The organism is Leptospira meyeri (genome assembly GCF_004368965.1).
GTDB classification, from domain to species: Bacteria; Spirochaetota; Leptospiria; order Leptospirales; family Leptospiraceae; genus Leptospira_A; species Leptospira_A meyeri.
The window spans coordinates 224,604-250,307 of the sequence record NZ_SORO01000004.1; the positions used below are offsets into that span (position 1 = coordinate 224,604).

The following is a 25,704-nucleotide window of genomic DNA, read 5'->3' on the forward strand; positions in this document are numbered from 1 at the left end:
TTTCTTTCCAGAAGAAAAGTAAAAAAGGTTCCTTCGTTTGTCTTTCTTAATTTTAGTTCGTATTTCTTTCTTGAACAATATCAATCCCAATTCCATTAGGATCGACTAGGGTAAAATGGACATCTCCCCATTCCTCGGTAGTGAGAGTTAGGTCGATGGGTGCATTGTTCTGTTTCATTCTTTCGAATTCTTTTGTTACGTCCTTTGATTCAAAAATAAACCAAATCCCCTTTCCTTGGTAAGAACTTTGGAAATATTGTTTTCTCACCTGCGATTGGTTAGGTTTCATGATTGCCAATTCTACCTCTGGTCGATTTGCCAAACAAAGTAATACAAACCACTCCGATTCAAATTTTGTTTTTAAGCCTAACCATTTTTCATAAAATACTCTTGTTTCTTCTAATTTTTCAGTGATGATTCCCGTTTGGATTTGTTGGAATTCCATATTCTCTCCTTAAGATTATTTTATTTTACTTGAACTGGACATCCATACTGGATCGTTTTTGCGATTTTGAAAAACATTAGTAAAAAATAATAAACAAAAGGTAGGGTAGTTTGATATGCTAAAAATTGGTCCCAAAAGCCATTGTCACAGTATTGTATTCTTTTTCATGAAAGGATAGAAAAATTGATTCTTTTTTTTCTTCTTTGCAAGAAAAAAATTGACCATTCTTTGTTTTAACGGCCGTTTGTTTGGATGAACCAGAACTCTACCCAATTCCCAATACAAATTTTCCTTTCGTTTTTTATGTTTTTATTTTTCGGATGTATTGGAGATTTGTATTATGATACCCGAGATGGTTTGGATGATAGTAAGGTTTCTAGGCATGAGGCCGTAAAAAAATTTAATAGTGCCGTGTTATTGAAACGTTCACTTTGCCCAGGTTCAATCGATTCAACATTGCTCAGTGCCTCTTACTATACAACCAGTTTAAAATCAGGATGTAATGGTTTCTCAACGACAAAAGAATCGCAAGCCACTCTTCGAAGTTGTGGATCTGTATACAGTTACGTTGAAAAAAAAGATTTAACTGTCTGTTTAAGTGAAGTTTTATTTTTTCCGTGCGAATCAATTGTAAAAGCCTCTGGCACAATCGCACCGAACTTTCCTGTTTGTCGTGGTTTGTTTGGCCCAGGTCCAGCTGGAAGTGTCTATATGTAATTTCTTGGTATTCAGAATTCGGTTTCCAATCATTTACTTATATTTTTTTGGGCGCATTGCTTTCGCAACCGGGCTCTACGCTCCAATCTTTGCTTTGCAAAGGATTTCCGCTGCGATCCCTTGCGCTTTCTGGCATTGTATTTTTCCTTCATTTGAAAATGAAAAGGATAGGGGTGTATCAACTACCAACAAATTTATATATTGTTAGAACCATTTTAATGAATATTTCATTTTAAACGGAATCTCTTCTCTCTTGACTGCATTTTTAAATCATCTATCATAAAGGATCTACAGATATAAGAAAAAAAGGTGAAAACAAGATGTGCCCATTTATACACAAACAATTAAAAACATTTTTGTTCTGTTGGGGAATAAGCCTTATTTTTTTCTTTGGATGTAATTCTGTTCAAAATTCCTTTTTCCTCAGAGTCGATAAAGAGTTTTCTACCCAGCCACTCGAAAGAGAGACAGTCCTTAATGAAGCAGACATTCGGCACATGCCATCCCCTGTACGAAAATATTTAAAATACACTGGCGTCATTGGTAAAAATAAAGTTCAAAATGTACGAATTGTTTTTGATGAATTGATGTATAAAAATCCGAAAGCGAAGCCTATGGTTTCTTCGTCTGAGCAATATAACTTTTTTAAGCGTCCTGCACGTCATTTCTATATGAAGGCAAGTATGATGGGAATTCCATTTCGTGTCCTACATTCCTATTCGGAGGAAAGGGCAACAATGTTAGTTCGTGTGGCTTCCCTTTTTAATGCCGTTGATTTAGATAATGACGAACTGTCAATGGCGGAAACTGTTACTGTGTTAAATGATCTTTGTTTATTCGCACCCGCAGCACTCATTGATAAAAGGATCTCTTGGGAAGCAAATGGTCCCTTATCTGCAAAAGTTTTTTTTAAGAATGGGAAGTATCGGGTATCCGCTCTTCTTTTTTTTAATGAAATAGGCGAGTTGGTAGAGTTTGTATCGGATGATCGGTCTGCATTACAAGATGATGGTAGCTTAAGAAAAGCACGCTGGTCCACACCGATAAAAGATTACAAAGAATGGAACGGAGTGAAGGTGCCAACTTACGGGGAAGCCATCTGGAAGTATCCAGAGGGGGACTTTACTTACGGAAAGTTCTTTTTAACTAACATTGAATACAACCTACAGGGTTACAAAAAAATAAACTTGGTTTTTATCTTTTCCAATAGTTAAAATTGAAAATTCTTTAGGTGGAGTTTTATGTAAGATCTTTTCAAAATATTTTAACAAATTTTCATTTTGAAAACAAATTACTTTTTCTCCATAAGTCCCTGTCCAAATCCATCGGTAGTTTCGATTAGCGGCGATTTGAATGTTTTTAGTTCTGGGTGTAGATTCCTAAACACAATACATGAAAATAAAAAACTGAAATGATGAAGAAGGAAAATCAAAACATCCATACTTAAATTGGATATAAAATTCATTTGTTTTTCTTTAAGTCATTGATATGCACATTTAGAATAAAATTGAGAGGTAAAACAATAACAACTAAATACCTTACCTTAAAATAAGGCTGCCATCTGTTGAAGCTAGTCAAACATTGAGAAGGTAGATGGTAACAATTAGTAGGTGGAGTAATAAATTTAAATTTGTTGTAATGTATGTTCTTTGGACACTAAAAATTAACTCTGAATGCCATTGGAAATTTATTCATTCTAGGCGCATTTTATTGAAAATGGTTTTTTTCCCTTTGTATCATTGAAAAATCCTTATTCTGCTTCGTTTTATGGCAATAAATTTTTACCAAAACAAACTATCTGACTTTTTCTGTGAAATTTTTCTAGCAGCATTGACGAGTCCTACGTGGCTATAGGTCTGAGGAAAATTTCCCCATTGATTTCCCGACATAGATTCAATGTCTTCGCTAAAGAGACCAACGTGATTTGCGTGTTCACATACAAAATCAAAAAGTTGTGCGGATTCCTCTATTCGTTCCATACATGCGAGAGCTTCTATATACCAAAATGTACAGACTAAAAATGTTGTTTCTGGTTTACCAAAATCATCTCGGTGAAGGTATCTATACATAAAACCATTTTCCGTTTTTAATGTATTTTCGATTGCCTTGATATGGGATTTTGCCTTTTCCGATTTTGGATCTAAATAACCTAAGGTGATTAATTGTAATAAACTAGCATCTAACTCTTTTTTCCCTTGAGCTTGCGTGTAACAGCCGAGTTTTTCATCGTAACATTTTTCTATATTTGTTTCTGCTTTTTTCATTAAAAGGTCAGATTGTTCGATTAAATCCTGTCGGTCTAATTTTAAGGCAATTTCTTTGGCTGCCTTTGCTCCGATCCAATGAAATAAATACGTATAACAATGTTTTTGTGAAAAGTTTCGAAATTCCCAGAGTCCTGCATCAGGTTCTTCCATAGTCAATTCAATTTGTTCTAAAATATTTTTAACTAATCCTAAGTTATGAAATCTGTTTTTTTCAGGAATACGTTCATCCAGATATAATGGTAGGAGCGACAATAAAATTTGTCCATACGCATCATTTTGTTTATGTGTATAAGCGGAATTCCCAATTCTTACTGGTTTATTACCCAAATAACCTTCCAATTGTAAAATTTGTTCTTCTAAAAGATTTTCTCCAAAAATACTATAGAGTGGTTGGTATCGTCCGTCTTCCGTTGGAGTTAAATTGCTTATATATTGAGAATACATTTCCAATTCTTCAAACTGACCTAAGTTAGTGAGAGCCAATAATGTATAAAAACCATCACGTAACCAGCAGAAACGATAATCCCAATTGCGGCCCGCCATAGGTGCTTCTGGTAAACTAGTTGTAGATGCAGCAATGATCGCTCCTGTCTCTTGGAATTGATGCAGTTTTAGACAAAGTGCAGAACGAATTTGTTGTTTTTGTGCAAAATGGGGAATGGTGCAGTGCTTTACCCAATTTTGCCAATAGTATTTTGTTTTTTTGAATTCTGATTCAATAAAATCGCCTAATAATAGATCGACTGGTATTGTTTCGAATAATGCAAGGTAGATGTTTTGATTTAATAAAAAATAATTTTCTTTCAGAATTTGATTGAGAGATACATTGGAAGTGAAGTGGACTCTGAAATCGTTTGTTTGGTATAGGATTTCCGCAGAATTGATACTTGGTTTTAAATGTTCTTTTCCATACTGGTAAGTCAGGTTTAATTGTATCTTTATCTTTACATCACCGAACAATGGGATGATTTTCCTATATAAATTTCTTTTGTTCTGAAGGGTTCCATCTTGATAGTATCTAGGTGCAAAATCAAGCACAGCAAACGATCCAGTTTCTGTGATAATTTCGGTTCTTAAAATATTGGTATTTTCTAAATATACTTGAGAGGTTGAAATGATTTTGGTATTGGGGATGATTGAAAAATGACCGCAATTTTGGTCTAACAATGAGCCAAAAATGGGAGAACTATCAAAGTTCGGCCAGCAGAGCCAGACAATTTCTGCGTTTGTATTGATATGAGCAATATAACTTCCGTTACCGATAATTCCAAAATCATATTTATGTTTTTTCATTTGAATTTCCTGATATGTGGAAAATTAAATTTTGAATCCAGGTTTGAACCTCAGTAGGGTGATTAAACCTATATTTTGCGCTGGTTTCCGATTTTCCAACTTTGACAGAAATCGCATCATCAGGTAGTTCGCGGAACATATCTTCGTCTGTTGTATCATCTCCAAAAACAAAGACGTTTAACTCCGTATTTGGAAGGATTTGTTTGGCGGCTTTACCTTTTCCGGTTCCGTATTCACGAACTTCAATAATTTTGTTACCTCTTTGAACAAAAAAACCAGTATTAGAAGAGATTTGAGATAACTCATCTAACATTTCTCTTGCGGCATTTAGACCAATATCGGGATCAGCGTTTCGAAAATGCCAAACTATGGAGAATTCCTTTTCTTCTGTGAAAGATCCAGGAACTCTTTTCGTGAATTCGTCTAAATGGTTTTTGATTTGCCCTTTCCAATCTAAATTTGATGTGAAAAGTGAATTCCACTTTGCTCCGTAGGGAGCCCTATGCCAAGCTCCATGTTCGGCCACTAAGTGAATTGGTAAGTTTTGAAATTGAGTTTCTAAGAATTTTCTATCTCTACCGCTGATGATGGCAAGTGAGACAGTGGGAATCATTGTTAATGTTTGGAGAGATAGTATTAATTCTTTATTCGGAACTGCTAAGTGTGGGAGTGATTCAAAAGGAACCAGAGTCCCATCATAGTCGAATATGATAAATATCGGATCATTGTTTTTTGGCAAAAGCAGTGTTGAAGAAGGTGGAATTGATTTTGTTTGGAAGGATAAGTTTTTCTGCGAATGTTCTTCTGTATCTCTGTAAATCTTACCTGCCCACTCTTTTACGGAATTTTCTGATAACCGGTTGATCATAATTTGGTTTCGAAAGTGAATTTCTTTTTTATCCATTTCGATCGCTTCTCGAATTGCATTTGCCATTCCGCTGAGGTCATTCGGGTTTACTAAGATAGCCTCAGGAAGTTCTGCTGAAGCACCAGCCATCTCGCTAAGTACCAGCATGCCACTTTTCTGTGAAACTAAAAATTCTTTTGCCACAAGATTCATCCCATCACGAAAAGGCGTAACTAACATAACGTGAGTATTCTTGTATAAAGGCACTAATTCTTCAAAGGGGAAACCTTTGTATTGGTATAAAATTGGTGTCCAGTCTAACGTGCCAAAAGATCCGTTGATGGCTCCCACTTTTTCATCTATGGCTTTTTTCATAGATTGATAAGAGGAAACATCGGTTCTTGATGGCACTAACACCAAGACAAACTTACATTTTTTTATCCATTGTGGATTTTCTTTTAAAAAGAGCTCAAAAGCATTTAGTCTTTGTAATACGCCTTTTGAGTAGTCCAGTCGATCAACAGAAAGAATTTGTTTTAGATTTTTGTGGTTTTTGTTGATTTCATTTGCAATGGCATCACAATCTTTTGAGTTCGAATATTGAATAAAATTTTCAACGTTGATACCCATTGGGTAAGCACCTGTTTTTGTTAAGTGGTTTTTGTAATAAATGATACCTCTTTCGTTTTCTATTCCTAAACATCTTAATAATGACCTAAGGAAATATTGTGTATAACTTTGGGTGTGAAACCCAATGAGATCTGCCCCTAAAACCCCAGTTAAAATTTTTGTCCGAAACCGTTCAGGTAACAATCGAAAGATTTCAAATGTAGGGAATGGAATATGAAGGAAAAAAGATAAGATTATGTTTGGAAATAAATTTCGTAACATTCCGGGGAGCAAAAATAAATGGTAATCATGAACCCATACCCAGTCACCCGGTTCGTAAATTTCAGAGACGGTTTTAGCAAATTCATTGTTTGCTTCTTCATACGAATTAAATGTAATGTCAGAGTATTCGCAGTGGGCAGTAAAATAATGAAATAGAGGCCAAATGGTTTTATTGCAAAAACCGTTGTAAAAAGAATCGGCTAACTTTTGTTTTAGAAAAACAGGAATGGTTCCGTATTCTTCTTTCATTTGTGTTGCGTAGGTGGGTTGTTCTTTTTCCTGAATGGATTTCCCGGGCCATCCGACCCAAACTACTTCATTGCCTAATGATTTCCAGTGAGAAAGAAAGCTGGAAAGACCTGTTGCAAGACCACCAACACTGGGAGTTCCATCCCACTGGACTGGCAGCCTGTTGGATACGAGGATCAGTCTCATGTTATCAATTGGATCAGATTGAAATGATATGGCAAGGGCTTTATGTAAAAAAAAGCATCAATATAATCTATATTGTCTCTGAATAGTGAGGAGCTAAGGCGTTTTGATATTGTTGTTTTTTTAAAAGTTTAAACCGTTTAGACTATTCTGATTTATAAAAGTTTTATTTTTAGAAGTATACGTTTCTTGTTTTAATTGTAGGGAAATTGTTTGTTGAGAGTAATATCATTTGAATTAAATTTAGATGCCAAAAAAACTTAAGGTTTATTCAACTGTATTCACTTTGTTGATTCGCTTAATTCTTTCAAAGCTTCCAACGACCATAATTTCTTAGTATAAAAAATCATTCGATCAAAGTTTCCTTTGTTTTTGTGTATTTGATCTTTAGGTTCTTTGGTTTTTATTAAGACGTTAAGTTCTTCTTTAAATTGAGTTTGACAGAACTTTTTCGTAGTTAAATTTTAATTCAATCTAGGCCATTGGTAATATGGAATATTCTAACAATATGAAGATTAGTTTTACAAAGAAAATGATCTTAGATGACGAATTTGTAGAAGATGGCAATACCACTTTTTTGATTCGATCCTACCTAAAAGAAGATTTTATTGAAAGAATGATGAAACTAAAATTTTCTCAATGGAATCCTACGCAGGTTGCTTTCACTTCTTATACTTTTGGAAATTCTATTTGGCTAGAAGGTCAAGGAGTTACCGAGGCCAATTCTTGGGAGTCAGAAGGTCAGCTAATCGATAGGTCAAAATTAACAAAACATTTTCAGACATCTTTCGAGAACTCTTCTGTTTCAAGTGAATATGCCGTTCAAAAAATAATACCGGATGTTCTTTCCGAATTACTCGATGAAAAATTAGCCGAAAGCATTCAAAATTTAGTTCTAATGAATCGTAACAGCAAACCAGAAGAATGGGAGTTTCTCATTAACCGTTATAAAGATTTAACGAAAGAATTTCTGAGATCATTTGAAATTGGAAAAGAATGAAAAGGCAACTTTGTTAGCAAGGCTTACCAGTTTGAAACCCGAAACGTATCAGTTGTTAAATATTAAATAGAAAGATTGATTTGCCTTCGGATCATCTTGGTAAAGATAGGAAAGGTGATGATAGATTCGAAAACTTGCATTTTATTAAATCCGAATAATTTTTAAGATTCTTCTCTTCAGCGCCAGGGACCAGAAGGGCTTGGTCCGAAGGGCCGAAAGGTCCAGAGGACGGGAGCGAATGCGGACCCCGGATGAGGCCCGGTCCTTTTTTGGATCGATCTACTGTTTGAAAAATGATCGGAGGCGCCCAGACCAAAAAGGGATTTTGCCTAAGTTTTCCTTTCGTTTCCGCTTGAGATGTGCCCTGGAAATTCATTTTGGAGCCTTAAATTCCTTTCCCCTTGACAATCTGCCTAAATTCCAAATCCTGACAGGAAAGCTTGACAAAGGTGCTTTTGGATGAACAAAACCCAAATCGGGAACCTGCTTCTCGTACTATTTTTGGGACTGATGGCGGGAGCTGTGGCCGGAGTGGTCTTAGATCGACTTCTTGGCACAACGTATCTCTCTCGGTTTTTGTTCGATTCGCCGGTATCTATTGAGCTTTACATAATTAAAGTCGAGTTCCAGCTAACCCCTGCAAGTATCGTTGGTCTTGTAGCGTCTGGATATCTCGCACTAAAAAAGGGGTAACTATGTCAGTAATTTCCATGAAAAGTCTGCTAGAAGCAGGCGTACACTTCGGTCACCAAACACGTCGTTGGAATCCAAAAATGAGCCCGTATGTTTATACTGCTCGTAACGGAATTCACATCATCGACCTTCAAAAGACTGTTCAAAAAACAAAAGAAGCTTACGACGCTTTGAAAAAACTTACCGGTCAAGGTAAAAAAGTTCTATTTGTCGGAACTAAAAAACAAGCTCGTGGTGCCATCGAAAGAGCCGCACAGGCGTGCAGTATGTACTATGTATCTAACCGTTGGTTAGGTGGTCTTTTGACTAACTGGAACACAGTAAAGAAGTCAATTGCTCGTTTGAAAAGACTTGAGCAAATGGAAGAGAACAACTCTTTCGAACAAGAAGCTAGAACTAAAAAAGAAGCACTCTCGCTAAAACGTGAGTTAGAAAAACTTCGCCAAACACTTGGTGGAATTAAAGATATGGCTGTTGTGCCTGAGATTCTTTTTGTGATTGATCCTAAAAAAGAAGAAATCGCTGTGAAAGAAGCAAAAAAACTTGGTTTGAAAGTGTTTGCAGTGATTGATACAAACTGTGATCCAGAACCAATTGATTACCCAATTCCGGGTAACGATGATGCAATTCGTGCAATTTCTCTTTTCCTTGATACTATGGCGAATGCTGTGTTAGAAGGAACAGGTGGAGAAGTCATCCAAACAAATTTTGCTGAAGATATGGACGCAGAACAACTTGCTCTTGAATACCAAGGTGAGTATGATGAGTCCGGAAAATTCATTATGGACGATGAACTTCCTCCAGTTGCAAAAGACATCCCTGTTGATGCAGAAGCTGCAAAAAAAGCGGCGGAAACAGCAGCAGAAGTAAAACCTACTACAGAAGGATAATACTAATGGCAGTTAGCTCCGAACAAATTAAAGATCTCCGCGAACGTACAGGTGCGGGGATGATGGACTGCAAAAAAGCCCTCGAAGAAAAGGGTGGTGATATTGAAAAAGCAGTTACTTATTTAAGAGAAAAAGGTTTAGCGAAAGCAGCGAAACGTGCTGGTCGTGAAACTGGTGAAGGAAAAGTCATCGCTTACATTCATGGAACAGGAAAAACAGGAGTTCTTGTGGAACTTAACTGTGAAACTGACTTCGTTGCAAACAATGAAGCGTTTGAAGCTCTTGGAAAAGAGATCGCTCTTCAAATCACTGCGATGAACCCACTTTACGTAAACGAAGAATCAATTCCTCAGTCAGAAATTGACAATGAGATGAGTGTGCAAAAAGCTCTTCTTGAAAAAGAAGGTAAAAAAGCAGACCAAATCGAAAAGATCCTTCCTGGTAAAATGAAAAAATACTTCGAAGAGATTTGTCTCATTCATCAAAAATCGATTCGCGACAACTCCAAAACCATCAATGACCTTCTCCAAGAAGCCATTGCAAAATTTGGAGAGAACATTACAGTTGGTAGGTTCTCGAGGTTCCAAGTAGGTGGGAACTAGTCCGCGTTTCAAAAGAATTCTTATCAAACTCTCCGGCGAGGCCCTTGCCGGTGAGGGTGAACTTGGTATTGATACCAATAAAACATTTTCACTTGCCGGACAAATCAAAGAAGTTCATGACTTAGGTCTTGAAGTTGCTGTGGTTGTGGGCGGTGGAAATATGATCCGTGGAGAAACTTTAGCAAAGTCTGGAATGGACAGAGCGACAGCAGACTACATGGGAATGCTTGGCACCATAATGAATGGTCTCGCCTTACAAGATGCATGTGAAAAACAAGGAATGTTTACCCGAGTTCTTTCCGCCATCGAAATGAAATCTGTTGCAGAACCTTATATTCGTAGGCGTGCGGTTCGCCATTTAGAAAAAAATCGTGTGATTATATTTGCTGGTGGAACTGGGAATCCATATTTTACAACGGATACAACTGCTTCCTTACGGGCAGTGGAAGTAGGATGTGAAGTCATCCTGAAAGCCACAAAAGTAGACGGAGTGTATACGGCGGATCCTAAAAAAGATCCAAGTGCAAAACGTTACTTAGAAGTTTCTTTTATGGAGTCCATCAAACACCGCCTAAAGGTTATGGATTCGACTGCTCTTAGTCTCTGTATGGACAATAATATGCCCATTATCGTGTTTGATATCTTTAAGGCAGGAAATTTAAGAAAATTAATCGATGGGGAACCAATTGGTACACTCATCTCCAATTCAGAGGAAGTGATTCTAGATGGTAGATGAAATTATAAAATCCATGCAGTCCAAAATGGACAAAACTGTTGATGCTTTGAAAAAAGACTTCGGTACAATTCGTACGGGAAAAGCAAGTCCGATGATGGTGGAAGATGTTAGAGTTGACTATTATGGAACACTCACTCCTTTAAACCAACTTGGTAAAATTGCTTGTCCAGAACCTCGTATGATCCTCATCACTCCTTTTGAAAAAGGAATGTTGAAAGACATCGAAAAAGCAATTTTTGCAGCAAGTCTTGGGCTTACACCAAATAACGACGGTTCTAGTATTCGTATTAATATTCCTGAGCTAACAGGGGAAAGACGGAAAGAACTTGCAAAAGTGGTCAAACAAAAGGCAGAAGAAAAAAAAGTAGCGATTCGTAATATCCGTCGTGATGCCAATGATGAACTAAAAAAACACCAGGCAGAAATGTCCCAAGATGAGCTCAAAGGCCAACAAGACAAAATCCAAAAAATTACGGATTCTTATATTGCCAAATTGGGAGACTTAGAAAAGGAAAAAGAAAAAGAGATCACTACTCTTTAATTTTCTATGAAGTTGAACTCAATCCCCGCACACATTGCTGTCATCATGGACGGAAATGGAAGGTGGGCGGAAAGCCAGGGGAAAAAAAGAACCGAAGGCCATAGAGAAGGGGCAAACGCAATTGATCGCCTTTTGGATGTGGCCTTGGAATACAAAATCCCCAACATCTCTCTATACGCATTCTCCACAGAAAACTGGAAACGCCCCATTACAGAAATCCAAGCCATCTTTGGTTTGTTAGTTGAGTTTATAGAAACAAGACTCGATACCATCCACGAAAAAGGAATTCGAATCCATCATAGTGGAGCACGGAATAAACTTTCTAAAACAGTTCTTTCCAAAATTGACCATGCCATGGCAGTCACAAAAAAGAACAAAAAACTCACTGCTAACTTTTGTTTGAACTATGGTGGTCATGAAGAAATCCTCAGTAATTTTTCACGTGTGATGGCGGCACGGAAGGCAAAAAAAGAACCCTTGGACAAACCCATTACAACCAAAGAATTTGAAAAATATTTGTATACATCCCCTTTACCGCCGGTAGATTTATTGATCAGAACTGCGGGAGAACAGAGGATTTCCAATTTCCTTTTATGGCAGAGTGCCTATGCTGAAATGTATTTTACGAATACTCTTTGGCCGGACTTTGGAAGAACTTCTTTGGAAGAAGCTCTTCTTTTTTTTGATTCCCGAAAACGTAAATTTGGTGGTTTGTTATGAGTGAGACAACACTCCGTATCCTTTCTGCAATTGTATTAACATTTGTATATGTGTTTATGATCTTCCATAGTTCTTTTTACTATTTGGAGTTTTATGCCTTTGGTTGTGTTACGATTTATCTGGGTTTAAAAGAACTTTATGCATTTTGCAGACGAGAAGACTCCAAACCTTTTTTTGGAACAGGACTATTCTTTTCGATATTAATTTTTACAGTCTATTACATCCAGTTTTTAGGCCTTCAGTTCGAAGTCACTCCTCCTGCTTTTGTTTTAGAATTATCAAAAGTTCTAAGGGAAGGATTCCATCCGATTCCTTTTTTACTGATCGCACTTTCCCTTACTGTTTGGATTTTGCAAATTCTAAAACGCCCGTTAGATGGTGCTTTGTTTTCTGCCAGTGCTACCATCCTTGGTCCTGTTTATTTGGCGATTCCCATCGGACATTTTTTACTCCTACTCGCATTCCCATTTGGTGCTTATTATATCTTTTTAGTTTCCGTGATTACTTTTATGAGTGATGCAGGAGCCTATTTTGGTGGTCGTTGGTTTGGAAAACATCCAGCCGGTTTGAAAATTTCTCCTAAAAAAACTTGGGAAGGATATGTGACGGGAAATATCACGGCTGTTGTTGGTGTCCAAATTCTGAATTTCACTTGGGAACATTTTAGTGGTGTGAAATTGCCGATTGGAGTGATTGAATCTGTGATCGTGGCCTTTGTAGTTTCTATCATTTCAGTGATGGGTGATTTGGCTGAGTCTGCGATGAAACGAGATGCTAAAATCAAAGATTCCGGAAGTTTGATCCCGGGTCATGGTGGGGTTCTTGATTTGGCAGATGCACTCCTTTTTACCGTTCCTGTGATTTACTATTACTTCCTATTTAAGGGAATTCTCGGTTACGCGGTCTGATTCCCATTTTCGGAACGGTCTAAGAGTTACATGGTTGGAGTATCCGTATTAGGAATTTCTGGTTCTGTTGGCTCTTCGACCGTGAAGGTACTCCGCCAATTTAGAGATTCCTTTTCGTTACGTAGTTTTTCGGTTCATTCGAACTTAGATCTTGCAAAATCACTGATAGATGAATTTTCTCCAGAAGTGATTTCTATCACCGATTCCAAGTTAGAAGGGACTTTGGGTTCTAAGTACAAATCCACAACCATTCTTTATGGAGAGGATTCTTTATCAGATTTGGTTCGGCTATCTTCTGTCTCTGTGGTGGTGACTGCTGTTGTTGGAGCAAGAGGAGTCAGGCCTACCATTGCAGCCATTGAGGCTGGTAAAAAAATCGCAATCGCCAATAAGGAAACACTCGTGACCTTTGGACCACTGATCAACCGTTTGGTGGCAAAATACAGTACCTTAATGGTCCCTGTTGACTCGGAACACAATGCACTCTTTCAGTTGATTGAAAGAGAAAAAAGATCTAATATCCGTGCAATTACCCTCACCGCATCGGGGGGGAGTTTCCGAACTCTACCTATTGAAGAATTAGAGCATGTATCCGTAAAACAGGCGTTAAACCATCCGACCTGGTCGATGGGACCAAAAATCACAGTGGATTCTGCGGGACTTATTAACAAAGGTCTCGAAGTGATTGAAGCACATTTTTTATTTGGATTTTCGTATGATGAAATTGAAGTGGTGATCCACCCACAATCACTGACACATGGAATCATTGAAACTATTGACGGCGCTTGTTTGCAATACACAAGCCATCCCGATATGATTTATCCCATTGCACATTCGTTATTTTACCCAATACCAACACCGAATATGTTAATTGAAAGAAAACCTTCGACTTGGAAAACTTTGGAATTTTTTCCACCTAATCTAGATCGTTATCCTGGACTTAAGCTTGCTTATCTAGCGGGAAGGGCAGGCGGTGCGGCTCCATCCATATTCAATGCCGCCAATGAAGAGGCTGTGGCTTTATTTTTAGAAGAAAAAATTTCTTTTACCGCCATTCCTAAGTTAATCGAATCGGCACTAAACAAAATTTCAAATGCCTTCCCGGATGATTTGGAAGGGTATTTAGAAAAAGATCGTAAAACACGTGAATTGATCCAAAAAGAATTTCAGAGAGGGGGAGTGACTATATGATCATCATGGTACTCGGTGCCGTATTTATGTTAGCGGTTTCTATTTTTATCCATGAATTGGGGCACCTCTTATGTGGAAAGTTGGTCGGAGTGGAAGCTCGGATTTTTTCTCTTGGGTATGGAAAAGGAATTTGGAAAAAAAGAATTGGGAAAACCATCTACCAAATCACAGCCATCCCAATTGGGGGATATGTTCTTTTTCGTGGGGATGATTATTCTAAAAATAAAAAACCAAGGCAAGGGGATTTACTTTCTACTCCACCACTTCGCCGAATGATTCCTGTTCTAGGTGGACCATTCGCCAATTTGGTGTTAGGTTTTGTTTTGTTATTTATTTTAGAACTTTCGGGGGATAGTCCTTCTTCCAATCGTATTTTTATTGAAGATGCAAACAAGGTTTCGAGTCCGGCCTATACGGCTGGGCTTCGCACGGGGGATCAAATTGTTTCTATCAACGGGAAAAAAACGGAAAGTTTCGAAGATATTTTCACCAATGTGAGTTTGACTACCGGGGATCCTGTAGAAGTTTCTTACAAACGAGGGGAGGAGATAAAAACCGTACAAGTTGTACCAAATTTATATTCTGCCGGTGGACATCCAACGATTGGAGTGATGCCATTTGGAGAAAGAAGGGTAGTGGCGACTTTTACTTACGGGGAACAACTCAGCCACTTTATGGCAAACTTACTGGATCGTGATGACAAATCTTCAGCATATTTCCAAGAAAAAATTGAAGAACGAAAGGATGAAATTCCGGAAGAACTTTTAAAACAAAGAGAGATCCAGGAACGAGAAAAATCCCTTCGTCGGCGAGCTCTCTCTTTCTTAAAAGATGGAGATATGATTTTGCAAGTTGCGGGTGTGGATGTTCACACCGTTCCTGAGTTACAAACGGAACTAGGGAAACATCAGGGAAAAACTATCCCTGTAGTTGTAGAAAGAAAAACCTATCCACTCCTCACTCCTTGGGCGACGGAAACGGTAACGATCCAAATTCCTGTGTTAGGTGCCAATGTATTTGAATTTTGGGACATTAGACATCCTAAATTTTCCGAACTAGGAATCCCATACTTTCGTTTGGATAGTTATGATGCAGAAATTGAAAATCGTCTTTCAAACTTAAAAATTGATAACAAAACCTTTGAAAAGCCAGATGCCTTTTCCGAATACCTAAAACAATCAGCAGGTAGAAAAGATATCTGGATTGGGAATATGAAATATTCCGCTGATGTCAATTTGAAACCGATTGGTTTACTCGGATTTCGTGCTTCGATGAAATTTGAAGCAGAAAAACTTCAAAAGGAATCTACCGTATACTCTTCGTTAGTGGGCGCATCCACAAAAGTATACGAAAACGTATCCACTACTTTAAAAGGAATTGGAATGTTGTTTTCTGGATTTCTTTCTCCCAAAGAGAATCTTTCCGGTCCCATTGGCATTGTTCAAATTGCAGGAATTAGTTTGGAGTATGGTTGGGTTACTTACCTTGATTTTGTTGCGAAAATTTCCTTAGCACTTATGGTGATGAATTTACTGCCTATTCCTATGGCTGACGGCGGACATATTGTACTCTATGCTTATGAGGCCATTACGGGTAGACCACTTCCCCGAAAAGCGATCGAAGCTATCTTCCGATTGGGATTTTTCTTTCTGATTGGGCTTGGGCTTTATGTTTCGTTTAATGATGTGATGCGTATTTTTTAATTTTTGATAATTCCAATTGTATATAAATAAAAGAGAAAACGTCGATGAAAGCTAGTTCCTATTTGATTCCTACGGCAAAAGAAGATCCGCAAGATGCAGTGGTTGCATCTCATAAACTGATGACAAGAGCTGGTCTTATTCGTAAATCCGCTGCGGGTTTGTATTCTTATTTGCCACTTGGACTTAGAATTTTAAAAAAAATTGAAGGTATTGTTCGTTCTGAAATGGACCGAGCTGGTGCCTTGGAATTCCAACTTCCCATTTTGACACCGAGTGAAATTTGGAAAGAGTCCGGTCGTTGGGATAAAATGGGTAAGGAGATGTTTCGTTTGAAAGATCGCCATGACAATGAAAGTTGCCTTGGACCCACTCATGAAGAATCATTTTGTGTTCTTGTGAAACCTATGGTTCGTTCTTACAAAGACTTGCCAATCAATGTATACCAAATCCATACAAAATTTAGAGATGAAATTCGTCCAAGGTTTGGAGTGATTCGTTCTCGTGAATTTACAATGAAGGATGCTTATTCCTTTCATTTGGATGATGAGTCCTTGGACAAAACTTACCAAACCATGCGTAAAACCTATAGAAGGATATTTGCCGGAATGGGACTTTCTACGATCCCTGTGCAAGCTGACTCTGGGAATATGGGCGGATCTGCTTCCGAAGAATTTATGGTCGTATCTCCGATTGGAGAAGAGACACTTACGATTTGTCCTTCTTGCCAATATTCTGGCAATATTGAAAAAACTCCTGTGATTCGTAATTCAAATGCAGCAAAACAAACGTTTGCTGGTAGGGACAAAATCCACACACCTTCTAAAAAAACAATTTCGGAAGTTGCTGAGTTTATCAAAACCAAAGAAGAAAATTTATTAAAAGCAGTAGCTTTATGGGCGGACGGAACCTATGTCCTTGTTTTTTTAGAGGGTGACCGTGAACTCAATGAGAACAAACTAAAAAACCATTTGGGTTGTAATGAACTAAGACCTATGGGTCCGGCTGAAATGGAAAATCTGAGTCTTGTTCCTGGATTCATTGGGCCAGGATTTCCAAAATCAGAAAAACTAAAAGTCATTATTGATTCGTTAGTTGATTGGGACTTTGGATACATATCTGGTGCAAACGAAGTGGACCATCATATCGCGGGGATTCAAATTTCTAAGTTTTTCAAAGAAGAGGAAGTGACAAAAATTGATGTTTCCCAAGCCAAAGTGGGGGATCCTTGCCCTAACTGTGGAACTGGTCTCACTGCAGAAAAAGGAATCGAGGTCGGCCATATCTTTAAATTAGGCCAAAAGTATTCCAAAGCATTTGATATCACTGTTTTGAATGATAAAGGGAAAGCCACCGTAACAACTATGGGTTGTTACGGGATTGGAGTAAATCGCTGTATGGCCACTGTCATCGAACAATGTAATGACGACAAAGGGATTTATTGGCCGATATCAATTGCACCGTTTACTGTTTGTTTGGTGAGTATAGCTAAAAATCCAGATGACATTTCAAAAATTGAATCTATTTACAATGCATTAGTGGCAGCAGGAATTGAAGTTCTTTGGGATGATCGTGATCTGGGGCCGGGCTTTAAATTCAAAGATTCGGAGCTCATTGGTTTTCCCATCAGACTCACTCTTGGAAAAGGATTTTTGGAAAAAGGGGAAATCACCATCTTGGATCGAAAGTCGATGACGGAAGAAACAGTAAATTTTACAACCAACGAAGATTTGATAGTAAAACTACAAAATCAAATCCGTGGACTTCAAGAGACCCTAGAGAAAGCTGTAGAACAAGTGGGAACATGAACTTCTTTCGATTTTTTCTTTAGAATCGGAAGATGGGGTCGCAAAAATGAGGGCTTTGTGATAGAAGGAAGCCATTGGGTGGCGGGTGGTTAACCCCACCCAGTTCGATCAGGGCGGGGAGAGTATACCCAAAAACCCCTACCCCCCGCAAAAGAAGCAGTTTTCATATTCGCCCATTCTCCTATCATGGGATATATGGGCAAAAACCTACCTGGATATTTTGGTGAATTCGGTGGCCGTTACTCTCCTGAGATTTTAACGGAAGCATTAGATGAACTTGAATCCACCTATCAAAAGTTAAAGAAAAGTAAAAAGTTCAGAAAGGAACTTGAATACTATTTAAAGAACTACGTCGGAAGACCTAGTCCTCTGACTTATGCCGAACGTCTCACCAAACTTTGGGGAGGTGCTCGTATTTGGCTCAAACGCGAAGATTTAAACCATACCGGTGCACATAAAATTAATAATGCCATCGGGCAGGCGCTCATTGCTCGATTTATGGGGAAAAAACGAATCATCGCAGAAACAGGAGCTGGCCAACATGGACTTGCTACTGCAACTGTTGGTGCAATGTTTGGCATGGAAACTGTTGTTTACATGGGCGCAGTTGACGTGGAAAGACAAAACCTCAATGCTAAAAAAATTGAGATGTTAGGTGCTAAAATTCTTCCAGTCACTGCGGGAGAAGCGACTCTCAAAGAAGCCACCAGTGAAGCTATGAGAGACTGGGCACTCAATGTATCCACAACTCATTATATCGTTGGGTCTGCGATTGGACCTCACCCTTTTCCTACCATAGTTCGTGACTTCCAATCCTTCATCGGATCAGAAGCAAGAGCAGAGTTTAAAAAACGAAATAAAAAACTTCCCAATGCAATCGTTGCTTGTGTGGGTGGAGGATCCAATTCCATTGGAATGTTCCATGCATTTTTAAAAGACAAACAAGTTGCTATCTATGGTGCAGAAGCTGGCGGACTTGGTTCCAAACCAGGAGAACATTCTGCAACATTAACATACGGAAAAACAGGTTTTTTACATGGAACCAAAACTCTCATCATCCAAGATGATTTTGGTCAAATTGTTCCTGCACATTCTGTTTCCGCAGGGTTAGATTATCCAGGCGTGGGACCAGAGCACGCTCACCTTTCACAAACAGGAAGAGTGGATTATCGAATGGTAACAGACGAACAGGCGCTAGACTCATTTTTGGAAGTCACTCGTGTGGAAGGAATCATTCCTGCGCTAGAAACAGCTCATGCTTTTCATGTAGCAAGGGAAGTGGCGAAAGATTTAGGAAAGAAAAAGGATCTCATTATTTGTCTTTCTGGTCGGGGGGACAAGGATGTAACGGAAGTTTTGCGACTCTTAGGTGAAAGAAAATAAATGAGTAAAATAAAATCACTATTTGAAAGTGGAAAATTTAAATCTGCGTTTATCCCTTATTTTACCTTAGGGGATCCAAACTATCCTGACTCAATTGAATTTGGAAAAACTATTTTAGACAATGGGGCCGATATTTTGGAACTCGGAATCCCTTTTTCTGATCCAGTTGCAGATGGTCCCGTCATCCAAAGGGCAGTGGCTCGTTCTTTAAAGAATGCTTTTTCTTTCGAAGAGATCTTTCGAGTCACAAAAGCCATCCACGACCACAAACCAGAAACACCACTCGTTTATCTAACGTATTTCAATCCCATTTACCATTGCGGGATTGCGAAGTTTTTAGACCGGGCGAAGGAATCAGGAATTGTCGGACTTGTGATTCCCGATTTACCGTTCGATACAGAAGAAAGTGAAACTTTATTCCGAGAACTAAAGGTTCGGGATATGGACCTCATCCATTTGGTCACTCCAGCTTCCGAAAAAAAGAGGATCCAAGCACTGACGAAAACTTCCTCAGGTTTCATTTACTATGTAACTTCTTTTGGAGTGACTGGAGAAAGGCGAGAGTTCTCAGTTGATTTAAAAGAAAGAATCAAATTCTTAAAAGACACCATTAAATTGCCAATTTGTGCAGGATTTGGAATCTCCACCCCGGAACAATCCAACCAAATTTCACAGTATGCGGATGGGATCATCATCGGTTCTGCGATCCAAAGGATCATTGAAGAAAACGGGTCTGACCGTACAAAAGCAGTTTCGGCATTGGCGGATTACATTTCAAAAATCAGGGCATCAATTTCCTAAATTTTTTTCCTGTATCCCCCAAAAACATTTGAGTCTCTTTAAAAATCCAGGGAAAATGGTCGGAAATTCCCAAACGAATAAAGAGGCTCTATGTCCGACAAAGAATCAAAATCGCTTTCGATTTTGGACTATCTCAGTGTTACCGTTGCCGCACTAGGATCACTTGGTGTGATCATTTCTGTCGTCATGACAGGGTGGGAATACGAATTTTCCTTCCTCATTGGTGGTTTACTCACTTTACTTACTTCTTCTTATTTTGTATATAAAACCATAGAAAAGGTTTCAAAAGACAAACAGAAGTCAGGTGCGATTTGGTTATCCTATGTGATCGCCATTTTTATGTATACATTGGTAAACACCTTCCAACCACTCAAAGATTTGGAAGAAAATTCTGTGTCCACTAGGTTCCAATTTTTACGCGGATCCAACACCAAAACAGAAAGTGAGGGTGATACTGGACGAATCGAATACATTCAGTTCCAACCACCAGCTAAGGCTCGTAAGGATATCAATATCATTGGTATCACCACTGAGTCACTTGAAAAATTGCAGGGAACTTGGCCTCTTCCTTGGAGTTATTACGCAGACATCATTGAAACTTTTAAAGAATCGAACAACATTCTGATGTTCGATATTTTCTTCGTAGATTATAAACCCGGTCAAACCGAAGAGATGGTTACTGCTCTTCAAAAGAACCGGAATGTCCTCTTTGACTACCCTATGGAAGTCAGTGCGGAATCAAAAGAAGCGGTTCTCAATTTGGAAAAACGAATTGATATCCTTCGTAAGTTTCAATTAAGAAATGTCATCGATGAGAACGATGCGGGGATCTCTTGGGTCAAATTCCCACAACCTCCCATTGAACCCATTGGAGAATTGTCAGCTGGTCTTGGTTTTGCGAACGTAAAAAAAGACGAATCTGGTTTGAATCGTAAGATGCCACTTGTTGTTAAAGTATATAACTCGGGAAGAGATAGGGAAACAGAATATTTCCCTTCCATCGATTTACTCATTGTTTGTAAATACTACGGTATCGACGTACAAAGAGATGTGGAAGTCAAAATGGGACATTATGTAAAATTGTCCAACATTCCTAAAAAAATCATCCGAGAGTTCAACATCAAAGAACGTAAGTTTGAAGAAAGGGATGTCATGCAAGTCCCGAACGAAAAAAGAGAAGTGGTCATTCCTATCGATTGGGAAGGACAAATGGAAATCAACTTCGTAGGTGGACGTTATTCCTTCAAACAAAACGAAATTTTTGAGGTCACTAATGATTGGGATGCTGAACTACTCGAAGCAAACCAAATCAGTAACAAAATCTTTCTTGTGGCAATGTATTATGCAACAGGACGTGGAGCATCGAAAGACTCCCACTTATCTCCGTTTGGTGATATGTCTGGAATTGAACACCACGCACATGCAATTAATACCATCTTAAACCAAGACTTTTTGTCCACAGTACCAAACTGGGGGATCTTTTTGATCTATGTGGGTCTTGGTGTGATGATTGGATTTTTACAACCAAGGGTAAAAACTCATATTGGATTTGTGATTATGTTGACTCAGCTTTTACTTTATGTAGTCGCTACGCTCTACATTTTCCAAACCTTTAACCTCATTACAGTCCTTCCGTCAGTGACCATCGAGCAAATTGTGGTTTTTGTTGCCATCATTGGATTTAGAATCTTAACAGAAGAAGAAAACGTAAAATACATTCGCCAAACCTTTTCCAAATTCGTATCCAAAGACGTTGTGGATGAACTTCTCAAACACCCGGACAACTTGGCACTTGGGGGGTCCAAACGAGAGATCACTATTTTTTTCTCTGACGTTCGTGGGTTCACTACTATCTCCGAACAGTTGGGACCAGAAGATTTGGTGAAATTACTGAATGAATATTTGTCCGCCATGACGGATATCATTATTGAATACAAAGGAACCATTGATAAGTATATGGGAGATGCGATCATGGCATTCTGGGGAGCCCCAGTTCCTCTGGAAGACCATGCATACTACGCATGTGTAGCGGCATTGGCACAGCTTGATCATTTAAAGGTCCTCCAACAAAAGTGGGCAGAACGAAATGTTCCGGTGATCGATATTGGATGTGGTCTCAATTCCGGTCCTGCCGTTGTTGGGAACATGGGATCCTCACACAGGATGGAATATACATGTATGGGTGATACGATCAACCTTGGATCCCGATTGGAAGGATCCAATAAAATGTACACCACAAATGTGATTATCTCTGAATACACTTACGAAAAAGTGAAAGACCGAGTGGTCGCTCGGGAACTGGATTTAGTGCGAGTAAAAGGAAAAACCCAACCTGTTCGGATTTACGAATTGCTTGGAATCACAAACCCAGAAGATATGGAGAAAATGAAGCGGCCTCTCCAAAAGGCGGCAACATGAAGTTTACATGCCATCATATCCCTATCTCGACAAAATCCAATTTCCGGAAGATCTTAGAAAGATAAACGAAGCGGATCTCCCGAAGGTTTGCCATGACCTTCGGGAATACATCATAGATACCCTCTCTGACGTGGGAGGGCACTTCGCCAGTAACCTTGGTGTTGTGGAACTCACGGTAGCATTACATTATGTGTTTCAAACCCCAATAGACAAAATCATCTGGGATGTTGGACACCAAACTTACCCTCACAAAATTCTTACAGGAAGAAAAAAAGAACTCCCCACCGTTCGTAAATGGTTGGGACTTTCTGGATTCCCTAAAAGGGAAGAATCCGAATACGATTTGTACAACACTGGCCATGCCGGAACATCCATCTCCCAGGCCCTCGGTGAGGCTTGTGCCCGCGACCTGTTAGGTAAAGATTATAAAGTGGCAGCTGTGATTGGAGACGCCTCGATTGCCACGGGAATGGCACTCGAAGCCATGAACCACGGTGGTCATATCAAACCGAATATGTTAGTCATTTTGAATGATAACTATATGTCCATTTCCAAAAACGTAGGTTCCATTTCAAATTATCTCAATCGCATTATTTCTTCTCAGGTATATAACAGAGGTAAAACGGCATTCTATAGTTTTTTAAAATGGATACCTCTCATTGGACCCGCCTTACAGGCGCTTGCTCATAATATGGAAACTTCTTTTAAACATTTTATGATGCGTCCAGGTGGACTCTTTGAAGATTTGGGATTTACTTATTTTGGACCGATTGATGGCCATGATGTGAACCGAGTGGTTCATATGTTGCAGAACCTCTCCAAAATCCAAGGACCTATCCTTTTGCATGTATTAACCCAAAAAGGAAAAGGTTACAAACCTGCTGAAGCCGATCCCATCAAATACCATGGTGTCACACCGTTCAATAAAGAGTCGGGGAAGATGGCCTCTTCCGATTCCAATAAAATTGGTCTTTCTAAAATAGTTGGAAAAACACTAACCGATTTAACTGACAAAGACAAACGGATTGCAGTCATTACCCCTGCGATGATTGAAGGATCAGGACTTCGCGAATACCAAGAAGCATATCCGGAGCATACCTTTGACGTGGGAATTGCAGAGCAACATTCCGTTGCCTTTGCCGGTGCGATGACAAGTGGCGGGGCCATTCCTTACATGTGTATTTATTCCACATTTCTCACAAGGGCCATGGACCAACTTGTGGAAGATGTTTCTCTTATGAATTTGCCTGTCCGATTTGTAATCGATCGTGCTGGAATCGTGGGCCCAGACGGCGAAACCCACCAAGGTCTTTCTGATCTTGGGTACTTAGCTGGGCTTCCCAATATGGACATCATTGTGCCAAGTTCTGCTCAAGATATCATCGATAGCCTACATTTTATGAAGGATTATACGGAACATCCCATTGCCATTCGTTTTCCAAAGGATAACGGCGACTTACGCGAGTTAAAGTTTGACTCTCCACTTCCTATCACCAAGGCAAAAGGCCGTTTGGTTCTGGAAGGAGAAGATTTACTGATTTTATCTGTTGGGTTTATGTTGCCGATTGCTACGGCAGTTGCAGGAATTTTAAAACAAAAAGGGATTTCTGTTTCCGTTGTGGATCTCTTTTGGTTACGCCCTTATGATACGGATCTTGTACATGGACAAATTCAAAAAAACAGACGGTTTGTGATTTTGGACGAAAGTTATGTCCATGCAGGTGCTTCCGGTTTTCTTTTGAATGAAATTTCTTCCGGCTTATTAAGTAAGTTTTTAAAGACCTTTGCATTGCCACCCGAACCCATCCATCATGGGGAAAGGAATCAAATTTTGGATCATTACCGACTGACCGCTTCACAAATTGCCGAAGATTTGGTTCAGTCTTTGAAAAAATAAATTAGTTTTACAGATATTTTTCAAGTCATCCGAAAATGAAAGAAAATGCGAGGATCTCATTGTCTTCTAGTTCTTTCCAACTTTCCTTAGATTTAGCCAAAGACCATTTCAAAGTCGGTGACCTAGACCGAGCTGAATTCCACCTTCGTTCCAGTTTGGAATTGGAAGAATCCGAAGAAGCCTATTTTTATTTAGGTTTGGTGCAAAACGCTCTCGGCCAATGGAGTGATGCACTGGCTTCTTATTACAAAGCCGTCAGTTTAAACCACGAATATGGCAACCCATGCAATGAAATTGGTGTGTTATTGTTACGTATGGGAAACGATAAAGAAGCAGTCTACTGGTTAAAAAAATCCGTTCGTTGTGAACGAAACGATGCTCCTCATATATCTTATTTTAACCTTGCTACTTTGTATAAATTATGGAACAGGCCTGAAAGGTCCTTACAATACCTTCACAAAGCTTTGACTCTTAAAAAAGATTTTTCAGAGGCAAATGATCTTTGGAGGGAATTAAAATCCGACGAAGAAGCACCTTCCAACTAAGGTTTAAGAATAATCATTTGGGAGAGGGACTGGAATCTCTCCCAAATATTTGGGTATTTCCATTTTCACTCCGTTCCATACAAGATAAGTAGTTTCTCCCTCTTCTTCAAGATGATCCGAAAGTTCCTTTGCTGCATTCCAAGTGAATCGGTATTTGATTTTTTCTTCTGTTGAACGAAGGCCTAAAAGTCCACCATCACTGGTTTCATAAATTTCAAATTCGCCAAAAGGATAATTTCTTCCATCGTCCGTATGAAAAACTAGTTCTGAATCGGTTGGTTCTACGTGGAGGACATGACAGGGACAACCATCAATTCGAATGTATCCATGTTCCGAAAGTTCTCCAAATCGATTTTCAATGTAGACTCCCTTTTCGTTACCGTGCAGATTGTTTCGGAAATATTGTAAAATTTCTTCTTTATCGATTTTGTTTTCTCGAAAGATCCATTCATCTGTTGGGGAAACATAGATTTCTGAGTCAAATATTCTTGGCATATGATTTTTATTTATACCTGTAGGCATAACCTTTCCAATAAGGAAGGTTTGATTTTTGTAAGTAAGAATTGGTGGAGCGACCCTTTTGGTCCATAGTTTCAATGGTTGCAGAATCAATTGTGGATTGATTTTTTTCAGTCATCCAGACTCCATCAATTTTACGTCGGAACATATCTTTTTTGACCCGAGGTTCGTAATCTTCCCAAGAGAGATCTTCGGTATTACGAACAATGACCTCGCCCACAATTTGGAAAAGACGTTTCGGACGTTCGCGGAGGATTTCCACTTCCGCCCAAGTTTGCACCTTATAACGCGAATCATTTGGCCTATAATCGGGTTCTGGGATAAAATCCACCGTAGAACATCCAATTACGAATAAGAGTAGGGGAAATAGGGAAAAATTAAATCGCATTCTATTCCTTAGACAAAAATATGCTATACAATGCCAGAATTACCATAGGATAAGCAATACAAAGATTTAGGC

General features: G+C 38.9%; 24 protein-coding genes. 18 read left to right on the forward strand and 6 right to left on the reverse strand.

What is annotated here, in order from left to right; genetic code table 11:
• Positions 1–52: 52 nt before the first annotated feature.
• Positions 53–445: a VOC family protein gene (locus CLV96_RS18670; RefSeq protein ID WP_004784284.1), complete on the reverse strand. Its 393-nt coding sequence runs from the start codon at positions 443–445 to the stop codon at positions 53–55.
• 303 nt (positions 446–748) lie between these two features.
• On the opposite strand from CLV96_RS18670, the gene CLV96_RS18675 reads away from it, so the two are divergent.
• On the forward strand, positions 749–1,162 hold the full coding sequence (locus tag CLV96_RS18675; protein ID WP_004785498.1) for a hypothetical protein: 414 nt from the start codon (positions 749–751) through the stop codon (positions 1,160–1,162).
• 320 nt (positions 1,163–1,482) lie between these two features.
• Entirely contained in the window at positions 1,483–2,376 is an 894-nt protein-coding gene (locus tag CLV96_RS18680) for a DUF6544 family protein (RefSeq protein ID WP_004784838.1), read from the forward strand.
• 77 nt (positions 2,377–2,453) lie between these two features.
• Here the strand turns inward: CLV96_RS18680 and CLV96_RS19850 are convergent, their stop codons facing one another.
• The 3 genes from CLV96_RS19850 to CLV96_RS18690 all read right to left on the reverse strand — a co-directional run bounded on the left by CLV96_RS19850 (position 2,454) and on the right by CLV96_RS18690 (position 6,895).
• On the reverse strand, positions 2,454–2,627 hold the full coding sequence (locus CLV96_RS19850) for a hypothetical protein (RefSeq protein WP_157188367.1): 174 nt from the start codon (positions 2,625–2,627) through the stop codon (positions 2,454–2,456).
• A 316-nt stretch (positions 2,628–2,943) separates the two neighbouring features.
• Positions 2,944–4,722: a glycoside hydrolase family 15 protein gene (locus CLV96_RS18685; protein WP_004786542.1), complete on the reverse strand. Its 1,779-nt coding sequence runs from the start codon at positions 4,720–4,722 to the stop codon at positions 2,944–2,946.
• Positions 4,709–6,895, reverse strand: a complete 2,187-nt coding sequence (locus CLV96_RS18690; protein WP_004785574.1) for a bifunctional alpha,alpha-trehalose-phosphate synthase (UDP-forming)/trehalose-phosphatase — start codon at positions 6,893–6,895, stop codon at positions 4,709–4,711. The genes CLV96_RS18685 and CLV96_RS18690 overlap by 14 nt, the downstream gene beginning before the upstream one ends.
• 505 nt (positions 6,896–7,400) lie before the next feature.
• On the opposite strand from CLV96_RS18690, the gene CLV96_RS18695 reads away from it, so the two are divergent.
• The 16 genes from CLV96_RS18695 (at position 7,401) to CLV96_RS18770 (ending at position 24,725) form a co-directional block, all read left to right on the forward strand.
• Positions 7,401–7,892: a hypothetical protein gene (locus CLV96_RS18695; RefSeq protein WP_004787694.1), complete on the forward strand. Its 492-nt coding sequence runs from the start codon at positions 7,401–7,403 to the stop codon at positions 7,890–7,892.
• 459 nt (positions 7,893–8,351) lie between these two features.
• Positions 8,352–8,585 carry a hypothetical protein gene (locus tag CLV96_RS18700; RefSeq protein WP_004785903.1) on the forward strand — a complete coding sequence of 78 codons (234 nt, stop codon included), beginning with the start codon at positions 8,352–8,354 and terminating at the stop codon, positions 8,583–8,585.
• Positions 8,586–8,587: 2 nt separating this feature from the next.
• Entirely contained in the window at positions 8,588–9,475 is an 888-nt protein-coding gene (gene rpsB, locus CLV96_RS18705) for a 30S ribosomal protein S2 (RefSeq protein WP_081581531.1), read from the forward strand.
• Positions 9,476–9,480: 5 nt separating this feature from the next.
• On the forward strand, positions 9,481–10,077 hold the full coding sequence (gene tsf / locus CLV96_RS18710) for a translation elongation factor Ts (RefSeq protein ID WP_004787415.1): 597 nt from the start codon (positions 9,481–9,483) through the stop codon (positions 10,075–10,077).
• Entirely contained in the window at positions 10,067–10,813 is a 747-nt protein-coding gene (gene pyrH, locus CLV96_RS18715; RefSeq protein ID WP_004786252.1) for a UMP kinase, read from the forward strand. The genes tsf and pyrH overlap by 11 nt, the downstream gene beginning before the upstream one ends.
• Complete coding sequence (gene frr, locus CLV96_RS18720) at positions 10,803–11,354, forward strand: ribosome recycling factor (RefSeq protein ID WP_004786677.1); 552 nt, start codon at positions 10,803–10,805, stop codon at positions 11,352–11,354. The genes pyrH and frr overlap by 11 nt, the downstream gene beginning before the upstream one ends.
• Positions 11,355–11,360: 6 nt before the next feature.
• Positions 11,361–12,074: an isoprenyl transferase gene (locus CLV96_RS18725; RefSeq protein ID WP_004787601.1), complete on the forward strand. Its 714-nt coding sequence runs from the start codon at positions 11,361–11,363 to the stop codon at positions 12,072–12,074.
• Positions 12,071–12,982, forward strand: coding sequence for a phosphatidate cytidylyltransferase (locus tag CLV96_RS18730; RefSeq protein ID WP_004784276.1), 912 nt, complete (start codon positions 12,071–12,073; stop codon positions 12,980–12,982). Before CLV96_RS18725 ends, CLV96_RS18730 begins: the two co-directional genes overlap by 4 nt.
• A gap of 30 nt (positions 12,983–13,012) precedes the next feature.
• A complete protein-coding gene (gene dxr, locus CLV96_RS18735) occupies positions 13,013–14,173 on the forward strand; it encodes a 1-deoxy-D-xylulose-5-phosphate reductoisomerase (protein WP_004785590.1) in 1,161 nt (386 codons plus the stop codon).
• Positions 14,170–15,876, forward strand: coding sequence for a site-2 protease family protein (locus tag CLV96_RS18740; protein WP_004787170.1), 1,707 nt, complete (start codon positions 14,170–14,172; stop codon positions 15,874–15,876). Before dxr ends, CLV96_RS18740 begins: the two co-directional genes overlap by 4 nt.
• Positions 15,877–15,920: 44 nt before the next feature.
• The gene (locus tag CLV96_RS18745) at positions 15,921–17,681 is read left to right on the forward strand and encodes a proline--tRNA ligase (protein WP_004787721.1); all 1,761 of its coding nucleotides are present in this window, start codon (positions 15,921–15,923) and stop codon (positions 17,679–17,681) included.
• A gap of 195 nt (positions 17,682–17,876) precedes the next feature.
• A complete protein-coding gene (gene trpB / locus CLV96_RS18750; RefSeq protein ID WP_004784672.1) occupies positions 17,877–19,064 on the forward strand; it encodes a tryptophan synthase subunit beta in 1,188 nt (395 codons plus the stop codon).
• On the forward strand, positions 19,065–19,865 hold the full coding sequence (gene trpA / locus CLV96_RS18755) for a tryptophan synthase subunit alpha (protein WP_004785771.1): 801 nt from the start codon (positions 19,065–19,067) through the stop codon (positions 19,863–19,865).
• A gap of 90 nt (positions 19,866–19,955) precedes the next feature.
• Complete coding sequence (locus CLV96_RS18760) at positions 19,956–22,283, forward strand: adenylate/guanylate cyclase domain-containing protein (RefSeq protein WP_004785679.1); 2,328 nt, start codon at positions 19,956–19,958, stop codon at positions 22,281–22,283.
• A gap of 7 nt (positions 22,284–22,290) precedes the next feature.
• On the forward strand, positions 22,291–24,180 hold the full coding sequence (dxs, locus tag CLV96_RS18765; RefSeq protein ID WP_004786843.1) for a 1-deoxy-D-xylulose-5-phosphate synthase: 1,890 nt from the start codon (positions 22,291–22,293) through the stop codon (positions 24,178–24,180).
• Between the two features lie 35 nt (positions 24,181–24,215).
• Complete coding sequence (locus tag CLV96_RS18770; RefSeq protein ID WP_196795732.1) at positions 24,216–24,725, forward strand: tetratricopeptide repeat protein; 510 nt, start codon at positions 24,216–24,218, stop codon at positions 24,723–24,725.
• Between the two features lie 3 nt (positions 24,726–24,728).
• Here the strand turns inward: CLV96_RS18770 and CLV96_RS18775 are convergent, their stop codons facing one another.
• Positions 24,729–25,247 carry a hypothetical protein gene (locus CLV96_RS18775; protein ID WP_004786335.1) on the reverse strand — a complete coding sequence of 173 codons (519 nt, stop codon included), beginning with the start codon at positions 25,245–25,247 and terminating at the stop codon, positions 24,729–24,731.
• The gene (locus tag CLV96_RS18780) at positions 25,228–25,632 is read right to left on the reverse strand and encodes a hypothetical protein (RefSeq protein ID WP_004785367.1); all 405 of its coding nucleotides are present in this window, start codon (positions 25,630–25,632) and stop codon (positions 25,228–25,230) included. Before CLV96_RS18780 ends, CLV96_RS18775 begins: the two co-directional genes overlap by 20 nt.
• Between the last annotated feature and the right edge of the window lie 72 nt (positions 25,633–25,704).